This window comes from Occallatibacter sp. (assembly GCF_035317045.1).
GTDB lineage: Bacteria > Acidobacteriota > Terriglobia > Terriglobales > Acidobacteriaceae > Telmatobacter.
This window is the reverse complement of sequence record NZ_DATHHT010000044.1, coordinates 38,125-63,910: the sequence shown is the minus strand read 5'-3', so window position 1 is coordinate 63,910 and position 25,786 is coordinate 38,125. Positions and strand designations below refer to the sequence as shown.

Here is a 25,786-nt window from a genome sequence, read left to right as displayed (position 1 = left end):
CCTCTGGAAACCAGTACCACCTAGACCCCAGAGGCACCTGCGGTGCGGCCAATTGCGCCTTCGGCGCCGATCCGCGTTAGAGCTGGTTCATGTTGGCGAGGAACTCGGCGTTGTTGCGGACTTTCTCGAGGCGACTGATGAGGAGTTCCATCGCTTCGACGGGTGACAACGGGTTGAGTACCTTGCGCAGGATCCAGATGCGGGCCAAATCCTCTTTGGGAATGAGGAGCTCTTCCTTGCGGGTTCCGGAGCGCTGGATATCGATGGCCGGGAAGACGCGCTTGTCGACGAGCTTGCGGTCAAGGATGATTTCCATGTTGCCGGTGCCCTTGAACTCTTCGAAGATGACTTCATCCATGCGGGAGCCGGTGTCGACGAGGGCGGTGGCGATGATGGTGAGCGAGCCGCCTTCTTCAATGTTGCGGGCCGCGCCGAAGAATCGCTTGGGACGCTGCAGGGCGTTGGAATCGACGCCGCCTGAGAGCACTTTGCCCGATGGAGGAACAATGGTGTTATAGGCGCGGGCGAGACGAGTAATGGAGTCTAGCAGGATGACGACGTCGCGCTTGTGCTCGACGAGGCGCTTGGCCTTCTCGATGACCATCTCGGCGACCTGTACGTGGCGCGCTGCCGGCTCATCGAAGGTGGAACTGATGACTTCGCCTTTGACCGAGCGCTGCATGTCCGTGACTTCTTCGGGGCGCTCGTCGATGAGCAGGACGATGAGCACGACTTCAGGCTGATTTGCAGTGATGGAGTTTGCGAGCGACTGCAACAGCATCGTCTTGCCAGTACGCGGCGGAGCGACGATGAGACCGCGCTGACCTTTGCCGACCGGGGTAAGCAGGTCCATGACACGGCCACTCACGGCTTCGCGGATGGTTTCGAGCTTGATGCGCTCCTGCGGATAGAGCGGAGTCAGGTTGTCGAAGAGAATTTTGTTGCGTGTTTCTTCGGGAGACTCGAAGTTGATGGCCTCGATCTTGACCAGGGCGAAGTACTTCTCGCCTTCATGGGGCGGGCGGACGTTGCCGCTGATGGAGTCGCCGGTCTTGAGGTCGAACTTGCGAATCTGCGAAGGCGAGACGTAGATGTCGTCGGGGCCGGGCAGATAGTTGTAGTCGGGAGAGCGAAGAAAGCCATAGCCGTCGGGCAGAATCTCAAGCACACCTTCGGCAAAGATGTGGCCCTCTTTTTCGCTCTGGGCCTGAAGGATTTTGAAGATCAGGTCCTGCTTGCGGAGGCCGCTGGCGCCCGGGATTTCCAGGGTGCGCGCAATACGGCTCAGTTCAGTGATGTTTTTTTCTTTGAGTTCGGCGATCGTCATGTTCACCTGCGGAAGGGGGTAAGTGAGGGACCCAAGAGGGGATGTACTCCAGAATCGATAGGCGGGGTTTAAGAGTTGCGGTCAATGTGCAGACTGCATCAAAGCAAGAAACCTAGTTAAGAAGGGGGCTTTGACACAGGATGGAAAGCGGCCAATCACGCATGTGAGCGAAAAGGCCGCCCAGAAATGTTTGCTTAACTCACTTAATCATACAGGAATTGCTGTTACGCGGCGCGCCGCGTTTCAATGGGCCGAGCCGCTGGAATGCTGACCTGCGACAGGGTGCCGGGGTTGGTGGAGTGGAAGCGGACGAGAACTTCGTTCGTGGTGTCCTGCAACCGAGTGGTGGGCTTGTGCAGCATCCGGGTAGCCTTGCTCGCCAACTGGCAGAGCTGGTAGCGATTGGACACGTGCGAGAGTGCCCCAAAGACCAAATCAGAACGCATAACGTGAATCTCCTTCAAAACCTGTTCGCTGGTACTACCTGGCACCGGCGATACAGTCATTGGCTAGATATAAGGTCGAGCTGTTGCCCCAAACAGCCTATTCTCCCCTTTAGACGCACGAATCGGGCATCGAGTTCAAAAAACTTTTTGCCGCAAAGCAGCGTTCGGTGGGAACAGGCAGCTTGCCCTGTAAAGGATAGAAGTGACTGCTGCGGCGAGCTTTGCGCTTGACAATTTCAGCCCCCTGGAACCCCAGACACACCCTGCCACCTGTGGATGAGTTCGGGCCTGGAGTTTGAGGCGGAAAAAGCGGAAAAACGCGCGGTCGCGCTTTGCAATCTTCCCCTATGGATGGCACTCATGAATGTACAACGGGTCTGATTTCGGGTCAACATCTTTTTTGAGTGTTTTGTTCGCAGAAATCGGGCCAATTGCGACGGTTCTGATGCGGATTAACTTATTTATATTGATGCGCTTACTAGATTCATGAACCGAGCGGGAGAGAGTGATCGGGATTCGAATCGTCATTTTCTCAAATGAACGAACCATTGGAGTTATCCCCGCTACGTGACATGCATCACGCATGTGCTGTGGATTTGGTCTTCAGGCCCAATAACTGCGGTCCAGAGTGCGGTACTGGATAGCTTCGGCCAGATGGGAAACGGCGAGCCGTTCTGCGCCTTCGAGGTCCGCGATAGTGCGCGCAACCTTAAGGATGCGGTCGTGAGCACGGGCGGTGAGCCCCTGTTGCTGCATGGCTCGTTCGAGCAGGCGTTCGGCGTCGGGGCCGAGTTCGCAGTGCACGCGAATCTGGCGTGTGGACATCTGGGCGTTGGAGAAGATTTTTTCGCCGGAAATCTTGAACCTGGCTCGCTGGCGATCGCGTGCGGCCAGCACGCGGGCGCGAATTTCGGCGGAACCTTCGGCGGCGGCTCCTCCGCGCAGCTCCTCATATTGGACGGCTGGGACTTCGATGTGAATATCGATGCGGTCGAGGAGCGGACCGGAGATTTTGGCGACATAGCGCTGGATCATGGGCGGGGTGCAGAGGCACTCACGCGATTTGTCGTTGAAATATCCACAGGGGCAAGGATTCATGGCGGCGGCGAGCATGAAGCGCGCCGGGAAGGTGAGCGACATGGAGGCGCGTGCGATGGTCACGGTGTGGTCTTCGAGCGGCTGGCGCATGACTTCGAGGACATTGCGGGGGAACTCGGGCAATTCATCGAGGAAGAGCAGACCGTTGTGAGCGAGGGAGACTTCGCCGGGACGCGGAATGATTCCGCCGCCGATGAGTCCAGCATCGGAGATGGTGTGATGAGGGGAACGAAAGGGTCGCTGCGTGACGAGTCCGGCTGCAGCGTCGAGGACTCCGGCGACGGAGTGGATCTTGGTGGTCTCGAGGGCTTCTTCAAGGGAAAGCGGCGCGAGGATCGAGGGAAGGCGTTTAGCGAGCATCGTCTTGCCGGAGCCGGGGGGGCCGATCATCAGGATGTTGTGGCTGCCGGCGGCGGAGACTTCGAGAGCACGCTTGGCGGTCTGCTGACCGCGAACGTCTTTGAAGTCGACGGAAAAATGCTGCAGTTCGCCGAGGAGTTCTTCCGTCTTCACCCTGAACGGCTCGCGCTGAACCTGGCCGACCACCGTGGAGTTGAGCAGATCGATGACATCGAGAAGTGACGCGACGGGATAGACATTGACACCTTCGACAACGGCAGCTTCGGCAGCGTTGGCAGCGGGCAGGATGAGATTGGGAATCTTTTTCTCGCGGGCGAGGATGGCGACGGGCAACATGCCGGGGATGGGTCGAACGCTGCCGTCGAGCCCCAACTCGCCGACCATCAGAAACTGATCGACGTTATCGATGCGCGGCGCGCCGTAGGCTCCGAGGATTCCGAGGGCGATGGGAAGGTCGAAACCTGAACCTTCTTTCTTGAGGTCGGCGGGAGCGAGGTTAATGGTGATCTGTGTAGGCGGAATCGAGTAGCCGGAGTTCTTGATGGCTGCGCGCACACGATCGCGGCTCTCGCGAACCGCTGCATCGGGCAGGCCGACGGTGTGGAGGATATCTTTTTCGGTGACCACGCCACTGTAATCAACTTCTACGTCAATTAGATTAGCGTCGATTCCATATACGGCTGCACTCAGAGCTTTAAAGAGCATGGCAGTAATTTCGGCTGGAGTGTAGCAGACGATAGTGATCAGTGGTCAGTGATCAGTGAACAGTAGTTACAAACGACTTGTACACAGATGCATGTTTGAAGACGGACCGGCATCGAGATGCCTTTGGAATCTTCAACATGATCGAGCAAGGACAGCGTTTGAAGTTCCGCTGACTTGCGACCACTGTTCACTGCATGCGGCTGACTGTCCTACAATCTTCTGCGTGACGACGAGTCTCTTTGATCTTTACAAGCTTGGCGTTGGACCTTCGAGTTCGCACACCATGGGTCCGATGCGCGCGGCGTGCCGCTTTGCTCGAGAACTTGAGCGGAAGGGCGAAGTGGAACGCGTGAATCGGGTCGAGGCGCGACTCTACGGTTCGCTTGCCTTGACTGGCAAGGGTCACGGTACGGATCGTGCGGTGCTGCTGGGTCTGTCGGGGAACGAACCGGCGACGATTGATCCCGGGGTGATTGAGGCCACGGTGGCGGAGATCCGCAAGACCAAGAAACTCACCCTCGCCGGAAAGCGAGCCATCGGGTTCGATGAGGTGCGCGATCTTCTGTTCGAGCGCGAGACGATGTTTCCACCGGGAGCGCGCACGCAGCATCCGAACGGATTGCGGATTGCAGCTTACGACGTTGTCGGAGCATCGATCGTGGAGCGCACATATTTTTCCATCGGCGGCGGATTCATTGTCGAGGACGACGCCGAGGCAGCTGCAGCGAGCGAGACAGAGGTACGTCTGCCGCATCCCTTTCACAGCGCGGCGGAGCTGCTGGAGATGGCGCATGCACACGGGTTATCCATTGACGAAGTGATGATGGCGAACGAATGCGCTCGCATGCGCGTCCATGATCCAAGTGCGAGAGATGAAGCTCTGGCCGCGCAAGTACGCGACGGGATCGATGCAATCTGGGAGACGATGAAGGGTTGCATCGAGCGCGGGATTGCGACGGAAGGAATTTTGCCGGGAGGGTTGAATGTGCGTCGCAGAGCGCACCGGCTGGCAGAGCGGCTGACGGAGAAGGAAGCGACGGGCCAGGCGAGCGATCCATTGGCGCCATTGGACTGGGTGACGGTGTACGCGATGGCGGTGAACGAGGAGAATGCGGCGGGCGGGCGCGTGGTGACGGCGCCAACCAACGGAGCAGCGGGTGTGGTGCCGGCGGTGGCGCGATTTTACGAACGCTTCGTGACCGGAGCGGATCACGAAGGGATCATTCGATTCTTTCTGACCTCGGCAGCGATTGGGATTCTTTACAAGGAGAATGCCTCGATCAGTGGAGCGGAGGTTGGATGCCAGGGCGAGGTGGGCGTTGCCTGTTCGATGGCGGCCGGTGGGCTGATTGCGGCGATGGGGGGCACCAACGGACAGGTCGAGCATGCGGCAGAGATCGCAATGGAGCACAACCTGGGGATGACCTGCGATCCGATTGGCGGGCTGGTGCAGATTCCGTGCATCGAACGAAACGCCATGGGGGCGGTGAAGGCGGTGCATGCGTCGCGGATCGCGCAGAGCGACTCAGAAGAGCACAAGGTGTCGCTCGACCAGGTGATCAAGACGATGTATCAGACGGGGCTCGATATGCAGTCGCGCTACAAGGAGACGAGTCTCGCGGGGCTTGCTCTGAATGTGATCGAGTGCTGAGCATCAGGCCTTCGTCTTTGTTGGGAGACCACGCGGTCGTCTAATATCCATTCACAATGGATCCAGTCAACGAATCTCAGGGACAATCGGAAACAGAAACGCAGATCTCTGCCGCAACAAGCGGCGAGCCTGCCACACCGAGAGCGACCTCGATTGCTCCGGCCTGGCACACGGTCGTGCTGATTTTCGGGATACTTGCCGTTTCGCTCTCAGGTGGATATCGGCATCCTGGTGGACGGGGAGTGGGAGCCGCGAATCGCATGCACACCTACGCCCTGACCGCGGGACTTGAAGTTGTGCTGATTGGCTGGGTTGCCTTCGGGGTGCGGCTCAGAGGGGTTCCGCTTCGCTCGCTCTTCGGCAAGGCATCGATCGGTTTTCGCTCGATTGCCGTCGATGCGGGCATCGCGATTCTGTTCTGGATGGGTTCGCTAATGGCCCTGGCAACGCTTGCGCTGATGTGGATCAGCATCGAGTCGGTCATTACGCACAAGCCCATTCCCATTGAGACGCGGCAAAGCGGAAAGAGCGCTGAGCCACATTTGCCGCAAGACCAGGCAGCGCGCGCCGTGGTGCAACTGGCGCCGAGCAACGGCAAAGAGATCGTGAGCTGGCTATTGCTGTGTGTGCTGGTCGGGATCGCGGAAGAGCTTGTGTTTCGCGGGTATCTGCAGCAGCAGTTCACCGCATGGACTCGCGGCGCGGCGGCTGGGGGTGTGGTCTTCTCGGCGCTGATGTTTGGTGCCGCGCACGGGTATGAAGGGGCGCGAGGATGTTTCTTCTGGCGGTGTTCGGTGCGCTTTTCAGTCTGCTCGCACTGTTCAGAAGAAACCTGCGCGCAGGAATTTTTGCTCATAGCTGGCACGATGCAATCGCGGGATTGGTGGTCGCGTTCCTCCACGCGCGGCATCTTTTGTGAATGGGACCGAAGGGAGGTCGGGTCGCGCCCCGAAGAAATTGTTGCCACTTTTTCCACCTCATCGTCGTTTTTTTCTTGACACTTACGACGCATGAATCTATACATTCCTCAACTGCAACAAATGTTGCAGAACTCGATGCAAACCATCGAAAAGGGAGAATAGGCAAATGGCAACTAAGAAAGCAGCCAAGAAAGCACCCGCGAAGAAGGCCGCGAAGAAAACCGCGAAGAAGAAGTAACGGGTCATCCAACCAAAAAGGCAACACCTCGGGGGACGCAACAGCGTCCCCCGAAGTGTTTGTGCGCATAAGCGGAAAGGTGCATGAATACAGGCGATGACGCGACGTCGATGGATTGCGGATAAATGGGATGAAGCGACAGCGACGCTGAAGGGCGCGCAAGCGGAACACATGATTCGCGTGCTGCGAACTCTGCCGGGAGTGGAAGCCGACGTCGTTGCAGGGGGTCGGGTGTTCCATTCGGTGGTGGCTCGAATTTTGGATGAGGGACAGGATGGGACGGCGGAGGTGAGGTTCAATCTGGTCGCCGAGGTCGAGGCTGAGCCGGGGATGCCCGTTACGCTGGTAATGTCCATTTTCAAGTTCGATCACATGGAGTGGGCGATCGAAAAGGCGACGGAACTGGGAGTCGCTTCGGTTGCACCGGTGATCGCGCGACGCACTGAAAAGCATCTCGCATTGGCTGCGATGAAGCGCGTGGAGCGATGGAGACGTATCGCGCTTGAGGCTTCACAACAGTCGCGGCGGTCGGATGTGCCGGTGATCCACGATCCCGCGAAGCTCACCGATCACGTGAAGGCGACCTCGCACCGTAAGCGCCTTGTGCTGGCGGAGCAAGAGCGCTCGACCACTCTGCGCGGAGCTCTCGCTGAGGTAATTGCAGCAGCAGGTGCTGAGATGCCGGAATTGGAACTCGCCATCGGGCCGGAGGGTGGATGGGCGCCCGAGGAAGAGGCGCTGCTTGATGCGCATGGATGGCAGGCTGTGTCGTTGGGGCCGCGGATACTGCGCGCGGAGACGGCAGCGATCGCGGCGCTGGCGGTGGTGGCTTCGATGCTGGAGTAGTGATTTACAAAACCCAGGTCTCAGAATCGAGACCCGGGGCACCCACGTTCAAGTGATGCGAGCTACGCGCGCAGACTCAGTGATGCTAGAGGGATACGCCGCGCTTCCAGGGGATGAAGTCATTCTGGCCGAACTCTTCGGCCCTGGTGTGGCGTTTGCCGCTGGCGACATCAATGCACAAATCGAGGAGTTGGTCGGCGCATTCGGGAATTGTCGTTTCGCCTGTGACGATGCCGCCGGCGTCGAAGTCGATGATGTCGCCCATGCGGCCAGCGAGCTGCGAGTTGGTGGAGATCTTGACGACGGGTGCGACGGGGTTGCCAGTGGGGGTGCCGAGGCCGGTCGTGAAGAGCACGAGGTTTGCACCTGCGCCGGCTTGAGCTGTCACACACTCGACATCGTTGCCCGGCGTGCACAGCAAGGTGAGACCCGGCGTGGTGGCGTATTGCGGAAAGTCGAGCACATCTCGCACGGGAGCGATGCCGCCCTTACGCGCGGCCCCGGCGGACTTGATGGCATCGGTGATGAGGCCATCCTCGATGTTGCCGGGCGATGGGTTCATCTCAAACCCGGAGTGCACTGCCTTGGCGCGCGCGGAGTAAGCCTGCATTAGGTCAAAGAAGCGCTGAGCGATCTCATCGGTGGCGCATCGATTGATGAGTTCCTGTTCGACGCCGTGAAGCTCGGGGAATTCGCTGAGGATGGATTTGCCGCCGAGTTCGCCGAGCATATCGGAGATATAGCCAAGAGTGGGATTGGCGGAGATGCCGCTGAAACCGTCGGAGCCTCCGCACTTGAGTCCGATGGTGAGTGCGGAGAGCGGCGCGGGTGCACGGGTTGCGCGATTGGCTTCGATGAGGCCGGCAAAGGTTTGCTCGAGAGCGCCGGTCATGAGAACAGTTTCGCGGCCGGAGCGTTGCTGATCGAAGAAGAGGACTGGCTTGGTGAGCCCGGGGTCGCGGGCGCGGAGTTCGTCAATGAGCATGCTTGACTGAGCGTTCTGGCAGCCGAGGCTGAGCACGGTGGCGCCGGCGACGTTGGGATGGTGGATATAGCCGGCGAGCAAGCCACAGAGCGCCTGTGCGTCCTGTCGTGTGCCGCCGCAGCCGCCTTGATGTGTGAGGAAGCGAATGCCGTCGACATTGGGGAAGATGCGGCCGGCATGCGAGGGCGCTTCATGTGCGATGCCGTCTCCAGGTGCCTGCTGCGAGACCAACTGGCGGACGAGGGGACGATAGCTGTTATGTGAACCTCCATAGCCGAGCTCTTCTTCGAGCGCCTCGCGCATGCGATCGACGTTGCGGTTTTCGCAGAAGACGAGCGGGAGGACGAGCCAGTAGTTGCGGGTTCCCACCTGGCCATCGGCGCGGCGGTAGCCCATGAAGGTGCGGGCGGACCAGGAAGAGGCATCGGGTAATGCGAACGAAACGGGATGGCGTTCAGCGGTATATCCGCCGGTGCGATGGCGGACGTTGCGCGTGGAGAGGAGACCCCCGCGTGCAATGGGTTGTGTTGCTTCGCCCACGACCATGCCGTACATGATGACCAGGTCGCCCGGCTTCATGTCGATGAGCGCGAGCTTGTGCTTGGGAGGAATGTTCTCGGTGACCGGACAGGAACCGGACCCGGAGGGTACTGTGGTTCCGGCTGCAAGGGCAACCAGAGCGACAAGGACGTTATCGCGGGGATCGATTTGAAGGGCGGTATCGGGCATCGGGGCAGTTCCTTGAGGGAGGCATGCGAGCAATCTGCCTTTGCCAAGGATATCGCTTAGGGGCCGCTCAAGGGATGTGCTCGGCTATGATCAGGGGTTCGCAGCAAATGCGGAGAGGAATTGGGAATGAAGGCGATTGTGCTGGAGAAGCCGGGGCGCGCGGTGGTGAGAGAGGTTGAAGAGCCGCGGGCCAGGGAAGACGAGGTTCTGCTTCAGGTGCGGAGGGTTGGATTGTGCGGAAGCGATTTGAATTCGTATCGGGGCAAAAATCCACTGGTGAGCTATCCGCGTGTTCCGGGGCATGAGATTGCGGCGACGGTTATCGATCCAGGTTCGCACAAGGAGTGGACTGCGGGCACCCAGGTGACGTTGTCGCCATATGCGGCCTGCGGACGATGCGCGGCTTGTGAACGAGGCCGTCCTAATGCCTGCCGCGACAACCAGACGCTGGGTGTGCAGCGCGATGGAGCGCTGACCGAGCGGATTACGGTGCTAGCGGAGAAGCTGTTTCGAGCGAATCTCTCGCTCAAGGAGTTGTGCCTGGTTGAGCCACTCACGGTGGGCTTTCACGCGGCGGGACGCGGACGGGTGACAGCAGAGGATACGGTGGCCGTGTTTGGTTGCGGCGGCGTGGGATTGGGCGTGGTGGCCGGGGCGGCGTATCGAGGCGCGCGGGTGATCGGAGTCGATCTAGATGACGCGAAGCTGGAGACGGCGCGGAAGGCAGGCGCGGCTGAGGTCATCAATTCGAAGACCAGCGATGTTCATGCAAGGCTGATGGAACTGACGAATGGGCGTGGGCCGGATGTGGTGATTGAGGCGATCGGATCGCCGGCGACTTATCGAGCGGCAGTGGAAGAAGTGGCGTATGCGGGGCGGGTGGTGTACATCGGGTGGGCCAAGGAGGATGTTGCCTATGAGACTCGGCCCTTCGTGCACAAGGAACTCGACATTCTCGGTTCGCGCAATGCCATGCCGGAAGATTTTCGCGCGGTGATCGGGATGCTCGAGGCAAAGCGCTTTCCGGTCGATGCGGCGGTGACGCACGTGGTGGCGTTCGAAGAGACTCCGAGGATATTGGAAGAGTGGAGCCGGGATCCGGCGCGATTTACCAAGATCATGGTTGAGGTCAGCTGAAGCTGACTCCAGATTTAGCCGTGCTGAGCAACCGACTCAAAGCTTCGCGAAGTGGAGGAGCACGCCTGCCAGCGCGCCACCGGTGAGAGGTCCAAGAACGGGGATGGCTGCATAGCTCCAGTTGGAACCGCCTTTGCCGGGAATGGGCAGGATGGCATGCGCGAGGCGCGGGCCAAGGTCGCGCGCGGGATTGATGGCGTAGCCGGTGGTGCCACCCAGCGATAGACCGATGCCCCACACGAGGCTGCCAACGAGCCACTGGCACATACCGGCGGCGGGCCCGTTGTCAGAGACGCCGTGGGAGAAGATCGCTCCCGCTACGATGACCAGCACCATGGTGCCGATGACTTCGCTGACGAAGTTGGCTGCGGGATGGTGGACGGCGCCGTTGGTGCAGAAGACGCCGAGCTTGGCCGCTGGATCGGGCGTGAGCGACCAGTGAGGTGCATAGTGCAACGACATCAAAGCCGCGCCGCAGATAGCTCCGAGCATCTGCGCAGACCATAACGAGGGCAGCTGGGAGTAGTTGCCACTGGAGACTGCGGTAGACAGGGTGATCGCGGGGTTGAGGTTTGCGCCGGGGCTGCCAAAGGCCTGAGCCACAAGCACCCCGCAAAGAACGGCAATGGCCCAGCCGGTGGTGATGACCATCCAGCCCGCATCTGCCGCGTAGGACTTGCGCAGGGTGACGCCGGCGTTGACTCCATTGCCGAGGAGGATGAGAACGAGGGTACCCATGAATTCGCCGAACCAAGCAGAGTGCATAGAACCTTTCCCAAAAAAGTGGATTGAGTGTCGCAGATGAAGGGCAGGCCGCGCAACGCAGCTCCAGAGAAATCAAAACCAGGTCTTTTGCTTGTATGCAAGATAGGCCGGTCCGAATTTCTCTTCAAGGACCTTTGCTTCTTTCCGGCTGCGCTTGATTTGCAATGGGATGAGAATGACGAAGATGAGTAGGAGCCAGGGCTTGTTGGCCCAGATAATGATTCCGGCGATGAATAGGGCTCCGAAGACATAGATCGGATTTCGGATGCGTGCGTAGAGTCCCCTGGTGACGAGGGTGGAGGCTTTTGCCTGCACACTGAAGGCGCTGCCCAACTGGAGGCGCGCAATGATGAGGAGCAGGAAGGCGGGGACCGCGATGGACATGCCGATGATATGGGCCGGTGTCCACGGCATGCGGGATGCCTGGAGAATAAACAGAACGGCAAAGACGAGGAGAATCGCGAGAGTGGCGAGGTTCAATTTCATTGAAGACCTCCTGAGTTTGCGAGTGCTGGGTAACTTGGCCAGTGAAGGAGCAGGGCACTTACGACTTCGTGACCCAGTCTATAGGCGGCTTCGAGCGAGGGCAGGTAGGCGCTGTAGGTTCCGATGCGTTGATGGGCGAGGCTGTCTGCGGCGGTCATGCCGTGCGGTTGCTGGTCGAAGTTGCTGACGGTGCGCAGGACGAGGATGCGCTGCCAGTCGATGCGGCCGGCCTTCGCGAGGTATTTGAGGGACTGAAGGGTGCCGGTGTCCTCCATGGCGGTGGTTGCGAACTGACCTTTGCCGCCTGTGAAGTAGTTGACCCACTCTGTGGCCCAGGCGTCGGAGAGTTTGCCGTGCCAGTAGGTGGATGAGGAGATTTCATCGCCGAGGGTGACGAAGGGCGGACGCTGGGCAGTGGGGCCGTCGAAGTGGCTGCGGATTTCCTGGAGCGCGGCGGAATCGGCGAGCGGTATCGAGCGAGTGAGGTCGCAGGCCCACTGGGTGAGGCCGGCATTCAGTTCGTAAACCTGGCCGTCGAGCGGAGCAGCGGGCACCTCGAAGGGGCGCGTCTTGCGCAGTGGGACGTAGCCAGTGGACCAGTCCGACGGCATTTCGCGCGGATCGATTTCGTAGCCGAGGTCGCCATCGACGACCCAGCGCGCCCATGCGGCTGAGCCGAGCGAGATGCGATCGGGATTACCGCCTGCGATGCCCGCGATGAGCCAGTAGGCGTGGGAGAAGTCGAAACGGGGATCGAGGCCGAGGGCCATGATGGTCGCAGCGGCGTGCGCGGTGCCCTGGCCCGTGAGGATGGCCATCTCTCCGTTCGAGTTCATGCGGGCGGCGTGGTAACCGGCGGGGAGTGGATAAACCCGATCGAGATGATCGCGCTCGACCCAGTACTGGAGTTCGCCGGGTTGGTCGCCGGTGTCCTCGCCGATTTCAAACATGGCGACGATGACGACCTTGACCTGGATGGGGCGGGGCTTCGCGGCGGCGAGGGTGACTGTGGCAGCGATGAGGGCCAGCAGGGTGGTAAGCCATCGTATGCGAAGGATCATTGCATGCGATGGTAACGAAAATGCAGTGAACAGGGAACAGTGGACTGTGAACAGTAATCGAGGAACGTGGCGCTGGCGGGTTATACCATGTTCGATGAGTCCGATTTGATAGGTGAGACACGAACTCAAATGGAGGTCATTGCAATGAGAATGGCGGTTGGCATGTGCGCGTTGATGGGTATGGTTGCGGGGAGCGGAGCAGGGGCGTTTGCGCAGCAGCCGGCACACCATTGGGCGATTGTGGTGCATGGAGGCGCGGGGGTGATTGAGAAGTCGGCGCTGGGACCTGAGGGCGACAAGGCCTACCGCGAAGGTTTGGACCGCGCGATCCATGCCGGTGCCGCGGTGTTGGATAAGGGTGGATCGGCAATGGATGCGGTGGAAGCTACGCTTCACGTCTTCGAAGAAGATCCGCACTTCAACGCGGGGAAGGGTGCGGTCTTCACGCGTGAAGGAAAGAACGAGATGGACGCATCCATCATGGACGGAGCCACCTTGAAGGCAGGCGCTGTTGCCGGTGTTCAGCGGGTGCATAGTCCGATCAGTGCAGCGCGCGCTGTGATGGAGAAGTCGCCGCACGTGATGATTGCCGGCCGGGGAGCCGATGAGTTTGCCGCGAGCGTGGGCCTGAAGATGGAAGAGCCGAGCTACTTCTTTACCGAGAGCCGTTGGCAGGGGTTAGTGAAGCAACTCAAAAAGCAGGGGCTGCCGATTCCACCGCGTCCTGCGGGGGTTCCGCCAGCAGGAGAGGAGATTCCGGTCGCAGTGCTCGACGAGTCAGAGGGTTCGGGAGTTCATGGAACTACCGGCGTCGTCGTGCTCGACAGGAATGGCAATATCGCTGCGGGTACATCGACGGGAGGAATGCAGGGCAAGATGCCGGGGCGTATCGGCGACTCGCCGATCATCGGCGCGGGCACGTATGCGTCGAACCAGTCGTGTGCTGTGTCGGGCACGGGCACCGGAGAGTACTTCATCCGGCTCGGCGTCGCGCGCGAAGTCTGCAACCTCGTCTACTTCCGGCACATGAAGTTGCAGGATGCCGTCGATGAGGTGATTCACAAGGAACTGGAGGCGCTGCATGGCGACGGCGGGGTGATTGCGATAACACCGGATGGGCAACTGGCCTGGAGTTTCAATACGCCTGGGATGTTTCGCGCACGGCTGGTGGAAGGCGGACAGGTGCAGATGGGGATTTACCGCGACGAGCCTTGATGGGCGGCGATATACTCTCCGCGCCTTCACTTGCCGCAGGAGATGACGTGACCTTGAAGCCTCTCAGTGTTCCCTCGCTGCTCGACAAGCTGGAGGCGTCTTATGGCGCTCAGAAGCCGTGTTGGCCGGTTGAACCATATGAGTTTCTGATCTGGTGGCACTGCGGTTACCCGGCGAGCGATGTGACCTGCACGAAGGGATGGACTGCACTCAAGAAGGAAGTTGGAGTTGAGCCACGCCAGATTTTGAACGCGACGCAGGCGAAGTTAGCACACGCACTGAAGGCCGGCGGGATGGTGCCGGAAGTGAGGGCAATGCGGCTGCAGCAGATCGCCGAGCGCGTAGAGAATGAATTTGGCGGCGATCTCCGCAATGCGTTCGTGGGCCGGATCGAAGATGTTCGCAAGAAGCTGAAGAAGTTTCCGGGCATCGCCGAACCGGGGGCGGATCGGATCCTCCTTTTCGGAAAGATTGCGCCGGTGGCGGCGGTTCCTTCGAACTGCCCGCATGTGCTGGTTCGCGTTCAACTCGGGCTGGAGCGGGAGAACTATTCAGTTACCTATGGCGAGGCCCAGTCGCTGATTGAGGCGGAGATCCCGAAGCAGTTTCACCCCCGGCAGCGTGCCTATCTGCTGCTGAAGGAACATGGGCAAACACTTTGCAAACGCACCAAGCCGAAATGCCAGGAATGCCCGGTCAGTTCGCATTGCGCGTATTTTGCCGGGAAGGACCGGGGACGAAGCCGGCCGCTATGAGGCTCGCGCGCGCATGCAAGGGTCGCCTCGATAACACGGGTCATCTACACTTTCCGCATGGCTTTGAAATTCACCACCTCGCACATTGAAGATGCACTGGCGATATTCAGGCAGTACAAGCTGCTTGGGGAGCGGGCGATGGCGCAGGTTTCGGATGCGCAACTGTTTGCATCGCTCGATGAGGAGTCGAATTCGATTGCAATTATCGTGAAGCACATCACCGGCAACATGCGATCGAGGTGGACCGATTTTCTCACGACGGATGGAGAAAAGCCGGATCGCAACCGCGACTGCGAATTTGTCGATCCGCCAGCCACGCGCGAAGCGCTTCTGAGCGAATGGGAAGATGGCTGGGCCCGCGTATTCGGCGCGATCGAACCGCTGACCGATGAGGACTTGGCGCGAGTGGTCACGATTCGCGGAGAGGCGCATTCGGTGATGCAGGCGATCAACCGGCAGCTGGCGCACTATCCGCAGCACGTGGGTCAGATCGTTCTTCTGGCGAAACACTATGCCGGCGAGCAATGGCAGACGCTCAGCGTCGCGCGCAACAAGTCAGGGGAGTTCAATCGCAAGGTGGCGACCGGCGAGGCTAGCCAGCGATAGGTACAATTTCGGATGCTGAAAGCATGAAGGCCACCCTCAACGGATGGCCTTTTGTGTCTTATTGGATGATGCTGCTTTTATTGGACGGTTGCTCCGTTGCGGGCCTCTGCTTTCTGGGCGAGCACCTTGTGTGCGGTGTCTTCCAGTGCCTGTGCCTCCGGCAGGAAAGTGAGAGCCTTTTGAATCGTCGGGTCCCAGTCGGCCATGACACGCAGACCCTGGAGCTGACCGAACTGGCTAGTGATGATCTCTTTCCTGATGTTGACTTTCAGCCAATCCATGTTGTCGTTGATATCTTTTTCAGACCACTGGATGTCCTGGCTGGTGAGGAACTGCTTGAATTCGCTCAGGACAGCGTCGTCGACCTGGAAATTTTTGTCGACGGTGCGGTTCGCTAGATAGTGGGCCGTGAAATGGAAAAACGCGCTCTTTTCAAACGGGCCGAGTACGTCCTGGAAGTTGTTGCTCTTGGGGCTGTCGATTTTTTCATCGGGTGTGATGCCGCCGCCGCCATAAACGGTCCGACCCGAATCAGTGAACTTGACTTCACGATTGCTTGAGTTCGGAGCGCTGGCTCCCGCGTGGTTGTAGTAATAGTCGTAGAGCGAAACGCCGGAGTAGTTGCGCTGAATGAGGCGGCCCGACGGCGTGTAGTAGTGATACGTGGTGAGTGCCAGACCGGTATTCTCGCTCAGGTTGTAGACCGTTTGCACCAGGCCCTTGCCGAAAGTGGTCTCGCCGACGATGAGGGCGCGGTCGTGATCCTGCAGTGCGCCGGAGACGATTTCAGCGGCCGAAGCCGTATTTCGATTGACGAGGACCACAATGGGGAAGGTCTTGCCGTCGTTGCCGTGGGTCGCGGTGTAGTTCTGGTCAGGATAAGCGCGGCCGCGTTGCGAGACAATGTTCTGGCCTTTGGCAAGAAGGTGATCGCATACTTCGACTGCCTGGCTAAGCAAGCCGCCCGGATTGCCGCGGAGATCGAACACGAGGCCCTTCAGGTTAGGGAAGCTGTCGATTGCGTCGTCGACTTCCTGGGCTGTCGTTTCCTGGAACTGGGTGAGGTGGATGTAGCCGACTCCCGCGCGGATCTCATATTTGAGATCGACCGACGGATGCGGAATCTCATCGCGAACGAGGTCAAAGGTGAGGGGCTTCGACTGGCCTTCGCGAATGACGGAGACCTGGACGTGGGTTCCTTTGGGGCCTTTCAGATTCTTAGCTACGACATCCGACGTCATGCCGTCAGTGGATTTGCCGTCGATGGCGGAGATAATGTCGCCTGGACGCAGGCCGGCGCGGAAGGAAGGCGTTCCCTCATACGGAGTAATCACGTAGACCTTGCTGTTCTGCTGCTGGATAACCATGCCGACACCGTAGTAGTGGCCGCGCTGGTCTTCGCGCATTTTGGCATAGGACTTGGGATCGTAGAAGTTGGAGTGAGGATCGAGGACGCGCAACATGCCAGGAATGGCACCGTCGTAGATGGCGGTATCGGCCTTGTCGCCCTGTATAGGCTCAGCGTAGTTCTGCTCGACGATAGCGTAGACGTCAGTGAACGACTTCAGACTGTCGCGAATCTGGCTTTCGTCCTGCGAGGACTGGGCTCCCACCCTGCGCTGCAGAAACGTGCCGGCAACGGCGCATACGGCGAAAAAGACGATGAGGCTGAAAATTGCCCTGCGGGCAGGGGGAGTCATAGGCGGAAGGAACCTCCGGAGTGCAACTGCACCAGGCGCCTGAGAGGGACCTCGCAGGCCAAACCTGGGCTAAAGTATAGCACTGGGTTATTTGACGAAGTCCTGACGGCTTCGGGTAGCCCGTTACTGTCGTGGGGAGACTTGGTGACTGATTTGTGAGCTGGGCCAAGGCTGGGTTTGCCAAGGGAATCGGCTGATCTGCCGCCGCGTTTGCTGCCCAGGGATTTACAATGACGTCTATGCCTATGGTGGGAGTCTGCCGACCTCCAGAAGCGTGCCAATTTATGAATCTGAGAACACTTTGTATCCCCGGAGCGGTTTCGCTCACAGCACTCCTGCTTAGCGGCTTTGCACTGGCGCAAGCCCGACCCTCGAATCCCGAAAGCCCTTACGGCGGCACGACGGTTGAGGAGATCATTGCGCGCGTGGACGATCAGATCATCACCAGGTCTGACTACGAGCGTGCGCAGACCGAACTGGACCAGGAAATGCACCAGCGGGGCTCCTCGATGCAGGAGACGTCCGACGCCCACAAGGACTTGCTGCGTAACCTCATCGACCAGCAGTTGTGGCTGGCCAAGGGTAAGGAACTTGGCATCACCGGCGAGACCGAATTAGTTAATCGGCTCAATGAGATCCGCAAACAGTACAACCTGGCCACGATGGAGGATCTGGAAAAGGCGGCGAAGGAACAAGGAGTATCGTTTGAGGACTTCAAGGCCAATATCCGCAACCAGATTGTCACCCAGGACGTGATGCGCGACCAGGTCGGGCGCAAGATTGCGCCAACGCCAGGTGAGGTTCAACGGTATTTTGAGGCGCACAAGCAGGAATATGCGCAGCCGGAAAGCGTAAAGCTGGGCGAAATTCTGATTTCGACCGGTACGCAGCCGGATGATGAGAAAAAGCTGGCAGACGCCAAGGCGAAGGCTGACGACATTGAAGCGCGGCTGCACGCAGGGGGCGATTTCGGCCAATTGTCGCGGAGCTTTAGCGACGGCACAACCGCGGCTGAGGGCGGCGACCTGGGACAGTACAAGCGGGGGCAGCTCGACAAGCTCTTTGAAGAGAAGACTTTCGCGCTCAAGACCGGGGATGTTACCGATCCGATCCGGACAAAGCAGGGATACGTGATCCTGAAGGTCATCCAGCATATTCCGGGGGGCGTTCCGGAAATGAAGGATGTTGAAACCGACGTTGAACAAAACTATTTCGAGGCCAAAGCCGGTCCGGCAATGCGTCAGTACCTTGCGGAGCTGCGCGACGAAGCTGCAATTTATGTCAAGCCGGGATATGAGGACAGCGCAGCGACGGTGGCCGAGAAACATCCGAGCATCACCTTCAGCGCCTACACGCCACCCTCGGCGAAGAAGAAGCGGAAAGTAGAGCGGACCCGGTTCCGCGAGACGACACACAGCTTCCGGCAGAAGTCGGCACCGGCGGCGACATCGGATCAGGCGAAAACGACAGCTCCGGCGAAAACTGAGAAGGCGCCGACGAAGAAGGAGACCGAGCAGGCATCGATGAAGCCCGGCAAAAAGGAGAAGATTCGCTTCGGCAAGGCACCGCAAGAGACTCTGCCGAAAGCGCCCTCGAGCCAGACGGAAGACGCCGGTGCGGGCGAACAGGTTGCCGCGAACGCGGCTGCTGAGCCGGACAACCCGCTCCTGAACAATTCGAAGCCCGAGAAAAAGTCGCGCTTTAGCGACCGCGCGCGCCTGCCGAAGCAGCCCAAGGCGAAAGGGCCGCAGTTGGATCCCGAGGCACCCGCGGCGGCGGATGCAGCCGAAGTGGCAGATCGTGCGGCGCAATCCGGGGCGCTCGGGTTGGGAGGGAACCAGACTCCAAGCAAGAAGAAAAAGAAGAACACAACGACCGGCGACAAGACACGTCTGAGTGAGAAGAAGAAGAATTCAGACAGCACGGAAGATACGGGTGACAAGCCGCTTGGGAATGCTCCGCAGCAACCTACGCAGCAGCAGGCTCCGAATGGAACCACTCCGGTGCCGCCGCAATCGGGCGTACCCACAGTTCCACCGCAGTAGATCGGGATAATTCCTGAGTTGGCGGGCCTGAGACTTGATCTCGGGCCCGTTTGATTTTTGGCGCTGCACGCGATGCGATGGAGCGGCTTGATGGATCGGCCCGATCTATGCCGGCCGGTTCTTTTCGAATATGTGCGAGACCTTCGTCAGACGATATCCATTGTTCTCATAGAAGCGGTGTGCATCGAGTCGTGTATTGCGTGAGGTTACACGAACGATCGCAACGCCGGTCGTCCAACTCCACGCTTCGGCATGTTCACAAAGGCGTTGGCCGATTCTTTGATTGCGAAAGCCTTCTTTCACCACTAAGCCGCCGATCAGGGCGTAAGGAGCCGACTGCAGCCGATTCTGGATTGATATTTCAATCCAGCCGATTACATGGTTGGCGACCTCGGCTACAAAAGCGGCCTGGCTTTCGGCACCTTTCGCGAGTGATTCAATCCAGTCTGCGACATCGTCGAAGGGGCGCTCATAGCCAAGCTGCTGAATGAGGGCGCAAGCTGCCGCCGCGTCGCTCAGTTCGATGGGGCGGATCGTGAGACTGGCAGATTCTTCTGCGGAATGACCGTTCACGATCACATGTTCTCACGGAGAGGCCGGTGTTTTGGAAGCGCTCCGCTGGTTGCTGTATGCTTTCCCGCAGCATGAAGGACATCTACATTGCCGATCTGGCGGGGTTCGAAGAGAGCAAAAACTTCGACGCATTTTTTCTGGTGCTGCACAAGCAACAGCGGACCACAAAGACGAACAAGCCTTATTTGAACTTGATCCTTGGAGACAAGACGGGACAAGTTGAGGGTCGCGTCTGGGATCCGGGCGACTCACGGGTTGCGAAGGAATTTGAGCGGGGAGACGTTGTCAAAGTCCGCGGGAGTGTTTCGCGCTTTGACGACCGATTGCAGATGAAGGTCGAGCATCTTCGGAAGTCCGCTGCCGGTGAAGTTGAGAAGAGTGACTTGCTGCCGTGCACAACCTGTGACGTGGATGAGCTTTGGCATAAGCTCCTGGGATTTGTGGAGAGCTTTACCGATACCCATCTGAAGTTGCTGCTGAATACACTACTGGCTGATTCGGGACTGGCGCAGGCGTATCGCGAAGCGCCCGCTGCCAAGCAGCTGCATCATGCATGGCTCGGGGGCTTGCTGGAGCATGTCGTGAGCCTGCTGACACTGGCCGATCGCGTGGCGCCACATTATCCCATTCTGCATCGAGATTTGCTGCTCACCGGCGTTGTGCTGCACGACATCGGCAAGGTGCGCGAACTGGCGTGGGACATCGGATTTGAATATACGGTGGAAGGCACTTTGCTCGGCCACATTGAGATGGGCCTTGAACTGGTCGCGAAGACGATAGACGGTCTTCCAGATTTTCCGCCAAGGTTGAGAACGCTGGTGCTGCACCTGATTCTTTCGCATCACGGCAAGCTTGAGTTTGGATCGCCCAAGCTGCCCATGATTCCCGAGGCACTGGTGCTGAACTTTGTGGATGATCTCGATGCGAAGATGCAGGCTGTCGCGAGCGAGTTCGAGAAGTCCGCGCGAGAAGGCAAGGCCGCTGACGAGATGACGGGCCGAATATGGGCACTGGATCAGCGGCAGATGCTGAATACACGCGAGTGGCTGAAAGGCGATGCCAGGCCTGAACCCGGGAAGTTATTTTAGGAACCAATCCCATTGCTTCTCGGTGAGCGGGACTACGGAGAGCCGTCCGATCTTCACGAGCGGGGAATCGGCGAAGGCGGAGTCGGCCTTGACCTCATCCAAGGTCTTGGGATGCTTGAGCCGTTGGCCAACCTTCACACGCACGATGGGAACCTTCGGATCCTTGGCGTCGACACTGACAACCGTCCCGGTTCCGACGGCTGTGCGTTCATCGCCGGTGTGATAGAAGATCCACTTTGTTCCGGGCTTCATCTCGCGGAGGTTTTTGACGGCGGTGGGATTGGTCACGCCATCCCAGTTGGTCTCTTTGTCGCGCAGGAAGTCGTCGAAGGAGTAGACACCGGGCTCCGTCTTGAAGAGGAAGTAGGCCATGCGGTTCATCGTAAGCGAGGGAGCGGGGATGTGGGAATGGGGAATTTGAATACAGATTTGTCGTGCTAGCCTTTCCCAATGGAGCAACGTACTCCGGAATCGCTGCTCGAGCAGGGATGCAATGCCAAGAGCGAGCGTCGCCCTGAAGACGCGAGGAACGCTTACCGGGAAGCCTTGTCGGAGTGTCACAGCGAGGACGGGCCACTGGTTGCGACGATCTACGAAGAATTGGCGTACGTGGAGCGAAACCTGGACGACCTGGTCGCTGCGGAGCAGCACTACCGCAAAGCGAGCGAAATCTATCGCGGCCTAGATAGACCTCTGAAAGTAGCCCACACGATACGGCACGCGGCGGATATCCTGCGCGAGCAAAGCAAGCGGGATGAGTCCGCGCTCTTGTATGCCGAGTCGCTGGAAATCTATCGCAACGACCAGAAAACTCCTCCTCTTGATCTTGCCAATGCGATTCGCGGCTTTGCGTTGCTGAAAGAGGACCAGGACGACCGCGAACAGGCTGTTTGCCTGTGGCAGGAGGCCGGGAAACTTTATGAGCTGACTGGCATTGAAGCGGGTGTTGCGGAAAGCAGGCGGCGGATCGGGTTGCTCACTGGAGAATGACCCGGAGTGTAGGCAGCTCGTGGGGGCATTGCCATCGGGAAAGGGCTGCGTCGCTTCCATTACAATCAAAAGGACATGATCCGCTTTTCAACAGCAGGGGAGTCCCACGGCGAGGCTCTGATTGCGCTTGTCTCCGGGCTGCCTGCAGGTCTGCCGGTCGATCTCGAATTTATCAATCGCGAGCTTTGGCGCCGGCAGCAGGGGTATGGGCGCGGCGGGCGGATGAAGATCGAGACGCATAAGGCGCATGTCCTCTCCGGAGTACGCCACGGGAAGACGATAGGCTCGCCGATCGCGATCGAGATTGTGAACCGCGACTGGAAGAATTGGGAAGAGAAGCTGCCGGTCGAAACCGGGGACCCGGCCAAACACCAGCCGGTGGCATCGCCGCGGCCGGGCCATGCGGATCTTGCTGGCGCCCTGAAGTACGACTTTCCTGACGCGCGGTATGTGCTTGAGAGAGCGTCGGCGCGAGAATCCGCGGCTCGCGTTGCCGGCGGAGCATTTGCCAAGCTGCTGTTGCGGTACCTGGGGATCGAGGTCAGCAGCCACGTGATCCGGGTAGGGCGTGTGGAACTTGAGCGTTCGGCCACCTGGGAAGAAATTGCAGCTGTCGCAGAGCGTCCGGAGATCGTGTTGAGCTGTGTGGACGAGGCGACTGAAGGGCGCATGAAGGAAGAGGTTGAGCACGCGTCGCGCACCGGCGATACCGTGGGCGGCGTATTTGAGGTGGTGGTGCATGGCGCGCCGGCGGGACTGGGAACCTACGCCAATTGGGATGAGCGGCTCGATGGTTTACTGGCGTGGTCGGTCATGAGCCTGCAGGCAGTGAAGGCGGTCGAGATCGGGCGTGGCGTTACGGCGGCGGAGTCGTTTGGGTCGGCGGTGCACGATGCCATCCATTACGCCAAGGAAGATATCGGCAAGCCGACGCGCTTTACGCGAGAGCGGAACAATGCCGGCGGGGTGGAAGGCGGCGTTTCGAACGGTGAGGACATCGTGGTTCGTGGATATCTGAAGCCGATTTCGACATTGCGACGTCCGCTCGAATCGGTGCGCTTTGACACGCGCGAAGCGACGAGCGCAAGTTATGAGCGTAGCGATATTTGCGTGGTACCAGCGGCGGGGGTGGCCGCCGAGGCCATGGTGGCACTGACGGTTGCGGGGCTTGCGCAGGAGAAGTTCGGGGGCGACTCGGCTGGCGAGATGAAACGAAATTTCCTTGGTTACATCGAACAGATACGGAGCTATTAGTCAGAGATGATTTTGAAAGTAGTCAAGTATCCTGAGCCGGTGCTTTCGCAACCCGGCGAACCGGTCACCGAATTCAATGCCGAGCTGAAGAAGCTGGTCGATGACATGTTCGAGACCATGTATGCCTCGCAGGGCATTGGACTCGCGGCGCCGCAAGTGGCCGTACCGAAGCGTGTGACGGTGATCGACTTGAGCCTGGGCAAGGATCCGGCGCAGAAGCTGGTGCTCATCAATCCCGAGGTCATCTTCCGCGAAGGAAAGCAGTACGAAGAGGAAGGCTGCCTGAGTTTTCCTGAGATTCGCGAGAAGGTGCAGCGCGCCGGGAAGGTGCGCATCCGTGCCCAGGATTTGAAGGGCAAGTGGTTTGAGACGGATGGAGAGGAACTGCTGTCGCGCGCATTTCAGCACGAGATCGATCATCTCGATGGGATGCTGTTCATCTTTCGCATGAGCTCGCTGAAGCGAGATCTTGTGCTGCGCAAGATTCGCAAGATGCAGCGTGAAGGCACATGGTAAGACCGTGAGGCTTGTTTTCTGCGGAACGCCTCACTTCGCCGTGGCGACGTTGCAGGCGCTGATTGCAGCGGGGCACGAGATTCCCCTGGTGGTTTCGCAGCCGGATCGCCCGGTTGGGCGCTCGCAGGTGTTGACCGCGCCTCCCGTGAAAGAAACAGCATTGGCCGCGGGTCTCGAAGTCACGCAGCCTGAAAAAATCAAGAACAATGCTGAGTTTCGGCAGCAGCTTGAAGCGATCGCGCCAGACGCGATAGTCGTGGTGGCCTACGGACGCATCGTTCCGCCATGGATGCTGGCGATGCCGCGGTTGGGCTGCATCAATTTGCATGCTTCTTTGTTGCCGAAGTATCGCGGAGCGGCGCCGATCCAGTGGGCTGTGGCAATGGGTGAATCCGTTACGGGCAACACGACCATGCTTCTCGAAGAGGGTCTCGATACCGGACCGATTCTGTTGCAGCGCGAGATTGCGATCAGGCCCGAACAGACAGCGGCAGACTTGTTCGATCTGCTCGCGAGGGATGGTGCGCCGCTTGTGGTCGAGACGCTGGCCGGACTTGAGGATGGAACGATTGTGCCGAAGCAGCAGGACCATGCACGGGCAACGCTTGCGCCGATTCTCGATCGCAAAGATGGGCTCATGGATTTTGCGGGCCGCACCGCAACGGAGATCTGGAATCGATGGCGGGGTTTTCAGCCGTGGCCGGGAGCATACACGACCCTCGATAACAAGAAACTGATTGCCCATAGGGTGCAGGTGGCTGAAAAAGTCGCACCAGGGATGCCGGGGACTGTTGATTTCGCAGACCACCGTCTTCTTGTTGCTTGCGCGCACAATACCTGGGTCGAGATCACGGAGTTGCAATTGGAAGGCAAGAAGCGCATGGCAGCTTCCGATTTTCTGCGGGGCGCGGGGCTGCATTCCGGGATTCGACTTGGTTAAGGCTATGAGTGAAGTCTCGCCAGCGCGCAATATTGCGTACGGTGTTCTGAAAGCCATCGAGAAGGGCAAAGGCCATTCGGATGACTTGCTGCGCGGCAAGAATGTCTCAGCTCTTTCCGAAGCAGATCGTCACCTAGCCACCGCTCTCGTGCTCGGCGTTTTGCGCTGGCAGATCAATCTCGATCACCGCATCCGGATTCTCCTGAAACATCCGAATGCCAAGGTTGACGTAGAAGTTCTGATTGCATTGCGGCTCGGCGCATTTCAGTTGCTGCACATGGACCGCATTCCGGCGCATGCGGCGATCGATGAGAGCGTCGAGATCACGAAGCAGGCTGGTCACCGATTTGCTTCGGGCATGGTGAATGCGGTGCTTCGCAAAGTTGCGGCATCTCGTCAGCAGCGAGAGGGCAAGGCGCCGGTTGAGGAAAACTGGCTGCGCGGATTTCCTGATTGGATGGTTGCGCGCTGGACGGCCAATTACGGTGAGGATGCGGCCTACGGAATCTGTCGTTATGGTCAGAGCCAACCGAAGCTCACGGTGCGCGTGGACAGCGCAGCAACGCGAGATGAACTAGTATCTGCTGGAATTGAGTTGGAGCCGGGGCGAATTCTCACGAATGTATTCGCTATGGCTTCAGGAGATGTCACAGCTAGCTTAGCCTTTTGCGAAGGCCGCGTTCGGCTTCAGGATGAGGGTTCGCAACTGGTTGCGGAGCTTGTGCCACGCGGCAAGGCGATTCTCGATTGCTGCGCTGCTCCGGGTGGAAAGACGTTGATTCTCGCGGAGAGAAATCCGGATGCACACATCGTGGCCTGCGAATCGAGCCCGCAGCGACTCGCGCAAATGCGGGAGCGGCTGGCGATGTTGGGGGAGCGGGTCGAAAGCCGTCTCGCCGATGTCGCCGCGATTGAAGAGCAGGCAGAGTTCGATGTTGTGCTGGCCGATGTGCCTTGCAGCGGCACGGGGACGCTGGGGCGCAATCCCGAGATTCGGCACCGGCTGAAGCTATCGGAACTGGTACGGCAGGCAGAACGGCAACGTGCGATTCTTCGCTCAGCTTTGCGTGCCGCCCGGCCCGGCGGATTTGTTGTCTATTCCACCTGTTCTCTTGAGCCGGAGGAGAACGAAGAAGTTGTCGCGGCAGTGCTTGCGGAAGACTCGAATGTGCGACTGGTTCCGCTTCGTGCGCGGATTGAGGAGTTGCGCGGGGAGGGCGTGATTTCTGCCGGGGGAGCGGAGGATTTACTTACCGCGATCACTCCCGAGGGCAATTTGCGGCTTCTGCCGGGCGTGTTTGAGAGTGATGGGTTCTTTGTGGCGATGATTCAGAAAGCCGTATGAAGCCG

General features: G+C 59.3%; 24 protein-coding genes. 14 read left to right on the top strand and 10 right to left on the bottom strand.

Annotated features, from left to right (window positions below):
- Positions 1-76: 76 nt before the first annotated feature.
- The 3 genes from rho to VK574_RS22060 all read right to left on the bottom strand — a co-directional run bounded on the left by rho (position 77) and on the right by VK574_RS22060 (position 3,936).
- Positions 77-1,327 (bottom strand): transcription termination factor Rho, encoded by a 1,251-nt coding sequence (gene rho / locus VK574_RS22070; protein WP_472802048.1) that lies wholly within the window; start codon positions 1,325-1,327, stop codon positions 77-79.
- 224 nt (positions 1,328-1,551) lie between these two features.
- Positions 1,552-1,773, bottom strand: coding sequence for a DNA-directed RNA polymerase subunit omega (locus VK574_RS22065; protein ID WP_472802047.1), 222 nt, complete (start codon positions 1,771-1,773; stop codon positions 1,552-1,554).
- 603 nt (positions 1,774-2,376) lie between these two features.
- A complete protein-coding gene (locus VK574_RS22060) occupies positions 2,377-3,936 on the bottom strand; it encodes a YifB family Mg chelatase-like AAA ATPase (RefSeq protein ID WP_472802046.1) in 1,560 nt (519 codons plus the stop codon).
- A 223-nt stretch (positions 3,937-4,159) separates the two neighbouring features.
- Here VK574_RS22060 and VK574_RS22055 point away from each other — a divergent pair, with 223 nt between their 5' ends.
- The 3 genes from VK574_RS22055 (at position 4,160) to VK574_RS22045 (ending at position 7,591) form a co-directional block, all read left to right on the top strand.
- Positions 4,160-5,587 carry an L-serine ammonia-lyase gene (locus VK574_RS22055; RefSeq protein ID WP_472802045.1) on the top strand — a complete coding sequence of 476 codons (1,428 nt, stop codon included), beginning with the start codon at positions 4,160-4,162 and terminating at the stop codon, positions 5,585-5,587.
- Positions 5,588-5,643: 56 nt separating this feature from the next.
- Positions 5,644-6,585, top strand: coding sequence for a lysostaphin resistance A-like protein (locus VK574_RS22050; protein WP_472802044.1), 942 nt, complete (start codon positions 5,644-5,646; stop codon positions 6,583-6,585).
- Between the two features lie 256 nt (positions 6,586-6,841).
- Positions 6,842-7,591: an RsmE family RNA methyltransferase gene (locus VK574_RS22045; RefSeq protein WP_472802043.1), complete on the top strand. Its 750-nt coding sequence runs from the start codon at positions 6,842-6,844 to the stop codon at positions 7,589-7,591.
- A gap of 85 nt (positions 7,592-7,676) precedes the next feature.
- Here VK574_RS22045 and VK574_RS22040 read toward each other — a convergent pair whose 3' ends face one another.
- Positions 7,677-9,305, bottom strand: coding sequence for a UxaA family hydrolase (locus VK574_RS22040; protein WP_472802042.1), 1,629 nt, complete (start codon positions 9,303-9,305; stop codon positions 7,677-7,679).
- Between the two features lie 126 nt (positions 9,306-9,431).
- Here VK574_RS22040 and VK574_RS22035 point away from each other — a divergent pair, with 126 nt between their 5' ends.
- A complete protein-coding gene (locus tag VK574_RS22035; protein WP_472802041.1) occupies positions 9,432-10,442 on the top strand; it encodes a zinc-binding alcohol dehydrogenase family protein in 1,011 nt (336 codons plus the stop codon).
- 36 nt (positions 10,443-10,478) lie between these two features.
- Here the strand turns inward: VK574_RS22035 and VK574_RS22030 are convergent, their stop codons facing one another.
- The 3 genes from VK574_RS22030 to VK574_RS22020 form a co-directional block, all read right to left on the bottom strand.
- The gene (locus VK574_RS22030) at positions 10,479-11,207 is read right to left on the bottom strand and encodes an MIP/aquaporin family protein (RefSeq protein ID WP_472802040.1); all 729 of its coding nucleotides are present in this window, start codon (positions 11,205-11,207) and stop codon (positions 10,479-10,481) included.
- A gap of 72 nt (positions 11,208-11,279) precedes the next feature.
- Positions 11,280-11,693, bottom strand: a complete 414-nt coding sequence (locus tag VK574_RS22025) for a methyltransferase family protein (RefSeq protein ID WP_472802039.1) — start codon at positions 11,691-11,693, stop codon at positions 11,280-11,282.
- Positions 11,690-12,754 carry a purine nucleoside permease gene (locus VK574_RS22020; protein ID WP_472802038.1) on the bottom strand — a complete coding sequence of 355 codons (1,065 nt, stop codon included), beginning with the start codon at positions 12,752-12,754 and terminating at the stop codon, positions 11,690-11,692. Before VK574_RS22020 ends, VK574_RS22025 begins: the two co-directional genes overlap by 4 nt.
- A gap of 144 nt (positions 12,755-12,898) precedes the next feature.
- Between VK574_RS22020 and VK574_RS22015 the strand changes: the two genes are divergently transcribed.
- The 3 genes from VK574_RS22015 to VK574_RS22005 are packed head-to-tail and all read left to right on the top strand — an operon-like array spanning position 12,899 to position 15,330.
- Positions 12,899-13,969: an isoaspartyl peptidase/L-asparaginase family protein gene (locus VK574_RS22015; protein ID WP_472802037.1), complete on the top strand. Its 1,071-nt coding sequence runs from the start codon at positions 12,899-12,901 to the stop codon at positions 13,967-13,969.
- Between the two features lie 47 nt (positions 13,970-14,016).
- The gene (locus VK574_RS22010) at positions 14,017-14,724 is read left to right on the top strand and encodes an endonuclease III domain-containing protein (protein WP_472802036.1); all 708 of its coding nucleotides are present in this window, start codon (positions 14,017-14,019) and stop codon (positions 14,722-14,724) included.
- A gap of 57 nt (positions 14,725-14,781) precedes the next feature.
- Positions 14,782-15,330, top strand: a complete 549-nt coding sequence (locus tag VK574_RS22005) for a DUF1572 family protein (RefSeq protein ID WP_472802035.1) — start codon at positions 14,782-14,784, stop codon at positions 15,328-15,330.
- Between the two features lie 77 nt (positions 15,331-15,407).
- On the opposite strand, the gene VK574_RS22000 is transcribed toward VK574_RS22005, so the two are convergent.
- Entirely contained in the window at positions 15,408-17,030 is a 1,623-nt protein-coding gene (locus tag VK574_RS22000) for a S41 family peptidase (RefSeq protein ID WP_472802034.1), read from the bottom strand.
- 284 nt (positions 17,031-17,314) lie between these two features.
- Between VK574_RS22000 and VK574_RS21995 the strand changes: the two genes are divergently transcribed.
- The gene (locus VK574_RS21995) at positions 17,315-19,075 is read left to right on the top strand and encodes a peptidylprolyl isomerase (RefSeq protein WP_472802033.1); all 1,761 of its coding nucleotides are present in this window, start codon (positions 17,315-17,317) and stop codon (positions 19,073-19,075) included.
- 105 nt (positions 19,076-19,180) lie between these two features.
- On the opposite strand, the gene VK574_RS21990 is transcribed toward VK574_RS21995, so the two are convergent.
- Complete coding sequence (locus tag VK574_RS21990; RefSeq protein WP_472802032.1) at positions 19,181-19,648, bottom strand: GNAT family N-acetyltransferase; 468 nt, start codon at positions 19,646-19,648, stop codon at positions 19,181-19,183.
- A 56-nt stretch (positions 19,649-19,704) separates the two neighbouring features.
- On the opposite strand from VK574_RS21990, the gene VK574_RS21985 reads away from it, so the two are divergent.
- A complete protein-coding gene (locus VK574_RS21985; RefSeq protein ID WP_472802031.1) occupies positions 19,705-20,736 on the top strand; it encodes a 3'-5' exoribonuclease YhaM family protein in 1,032 nt (343 codons plus the stop codon).
- Here VK574_RS21985 and VK574_RS21980 read toward each other — a convergent pair.
- Positions 20,728-21,108, bottom strand: a complete 381-nt coding sequence (locus tag VK574_RS21980) for an EVE domain-containing protein (protein ID WP_472802030.1) — start codon at positions 21,106-21,108, stop codon at positions 20,728-20,730. The two genes, VK574_RS21985 and VK574_RS21980, sit on opposite strands and share 9 nt — an antisense overlap.
- Positions 21,109-21,186: 78 nt before the next feature.
- Between VK574_RS21980 and VK574_RS21975 the strand changes: the two genes are divergently transcribed.
- The 5 genes from VK574_RS21975 (at position 21,187) to rsmB (ending at position 25,781) form a co-directional block, all read left to right on the top strand.
- Positions 21,187-21,726: a tetratricopeptide repeat protein gene (locus tag VK574_RS21975; protein ID WP_472802029.1), complete on the top strand. Its 540-nt coding sequence runs from the start codon at positions 21,187-21,189 to the stop codon at positions 21,724-21,726.
- Positions 21,727-21,801: 75 nt separating this feature from the next.
- Positions 21,802-22,980: a chorismate synthase gene (gene aroC, locus VK574_RS21970; RefSeq protein ID WP_472802028.1), complete on the top strand. Its 1,179-nt coding sequence runs from the start codon at positions 21,802-21,804 to the stop codon at positions 22,978-22,980.
- Between the two features lie 6 nt (positions 22,981-22,986).
- A complete protein-coding gene (def, locus tag VK574_RS21965) occupies positions 22,987-23,496 on the top strand; it encodes a peptide deformylase (RefSeq protein ID WP_472802027.1) in 510 nt (169 codons plus the stop codon).
- Positions 23,480-24,436, top strand: coding sequence for a methionyl-tRNA formyltransferase (gene fmt / locus VK574_RS21960; protein WP_472802026.1), 957 nt, complete (start codon positions 23,480-23,482; stop codon positions 24,434-24,436). Before def ends, fmt begins: the two co-directional genes overlap by 17 nt.
- A 4-nt stretch (positions 24,437-24,440) precedes the next feature.
- The gene (gene rsmB / locus VK574_RS21955; protein WP_472802025.1) at positions 24,441-25,781 is read left to right on the top strand and encodes a 16S rRNA (cytosine(967)-C(5))-methyltransferase RsmB; all 1,341 of its coding nucleotides are present in this window, start codon (positions 24,441-24,443) and stop codon (positions 25,779-25,781) included.
- The last annotated feature ends 5 nt before the right edge of the window (positions 25,782-25,786 follow it).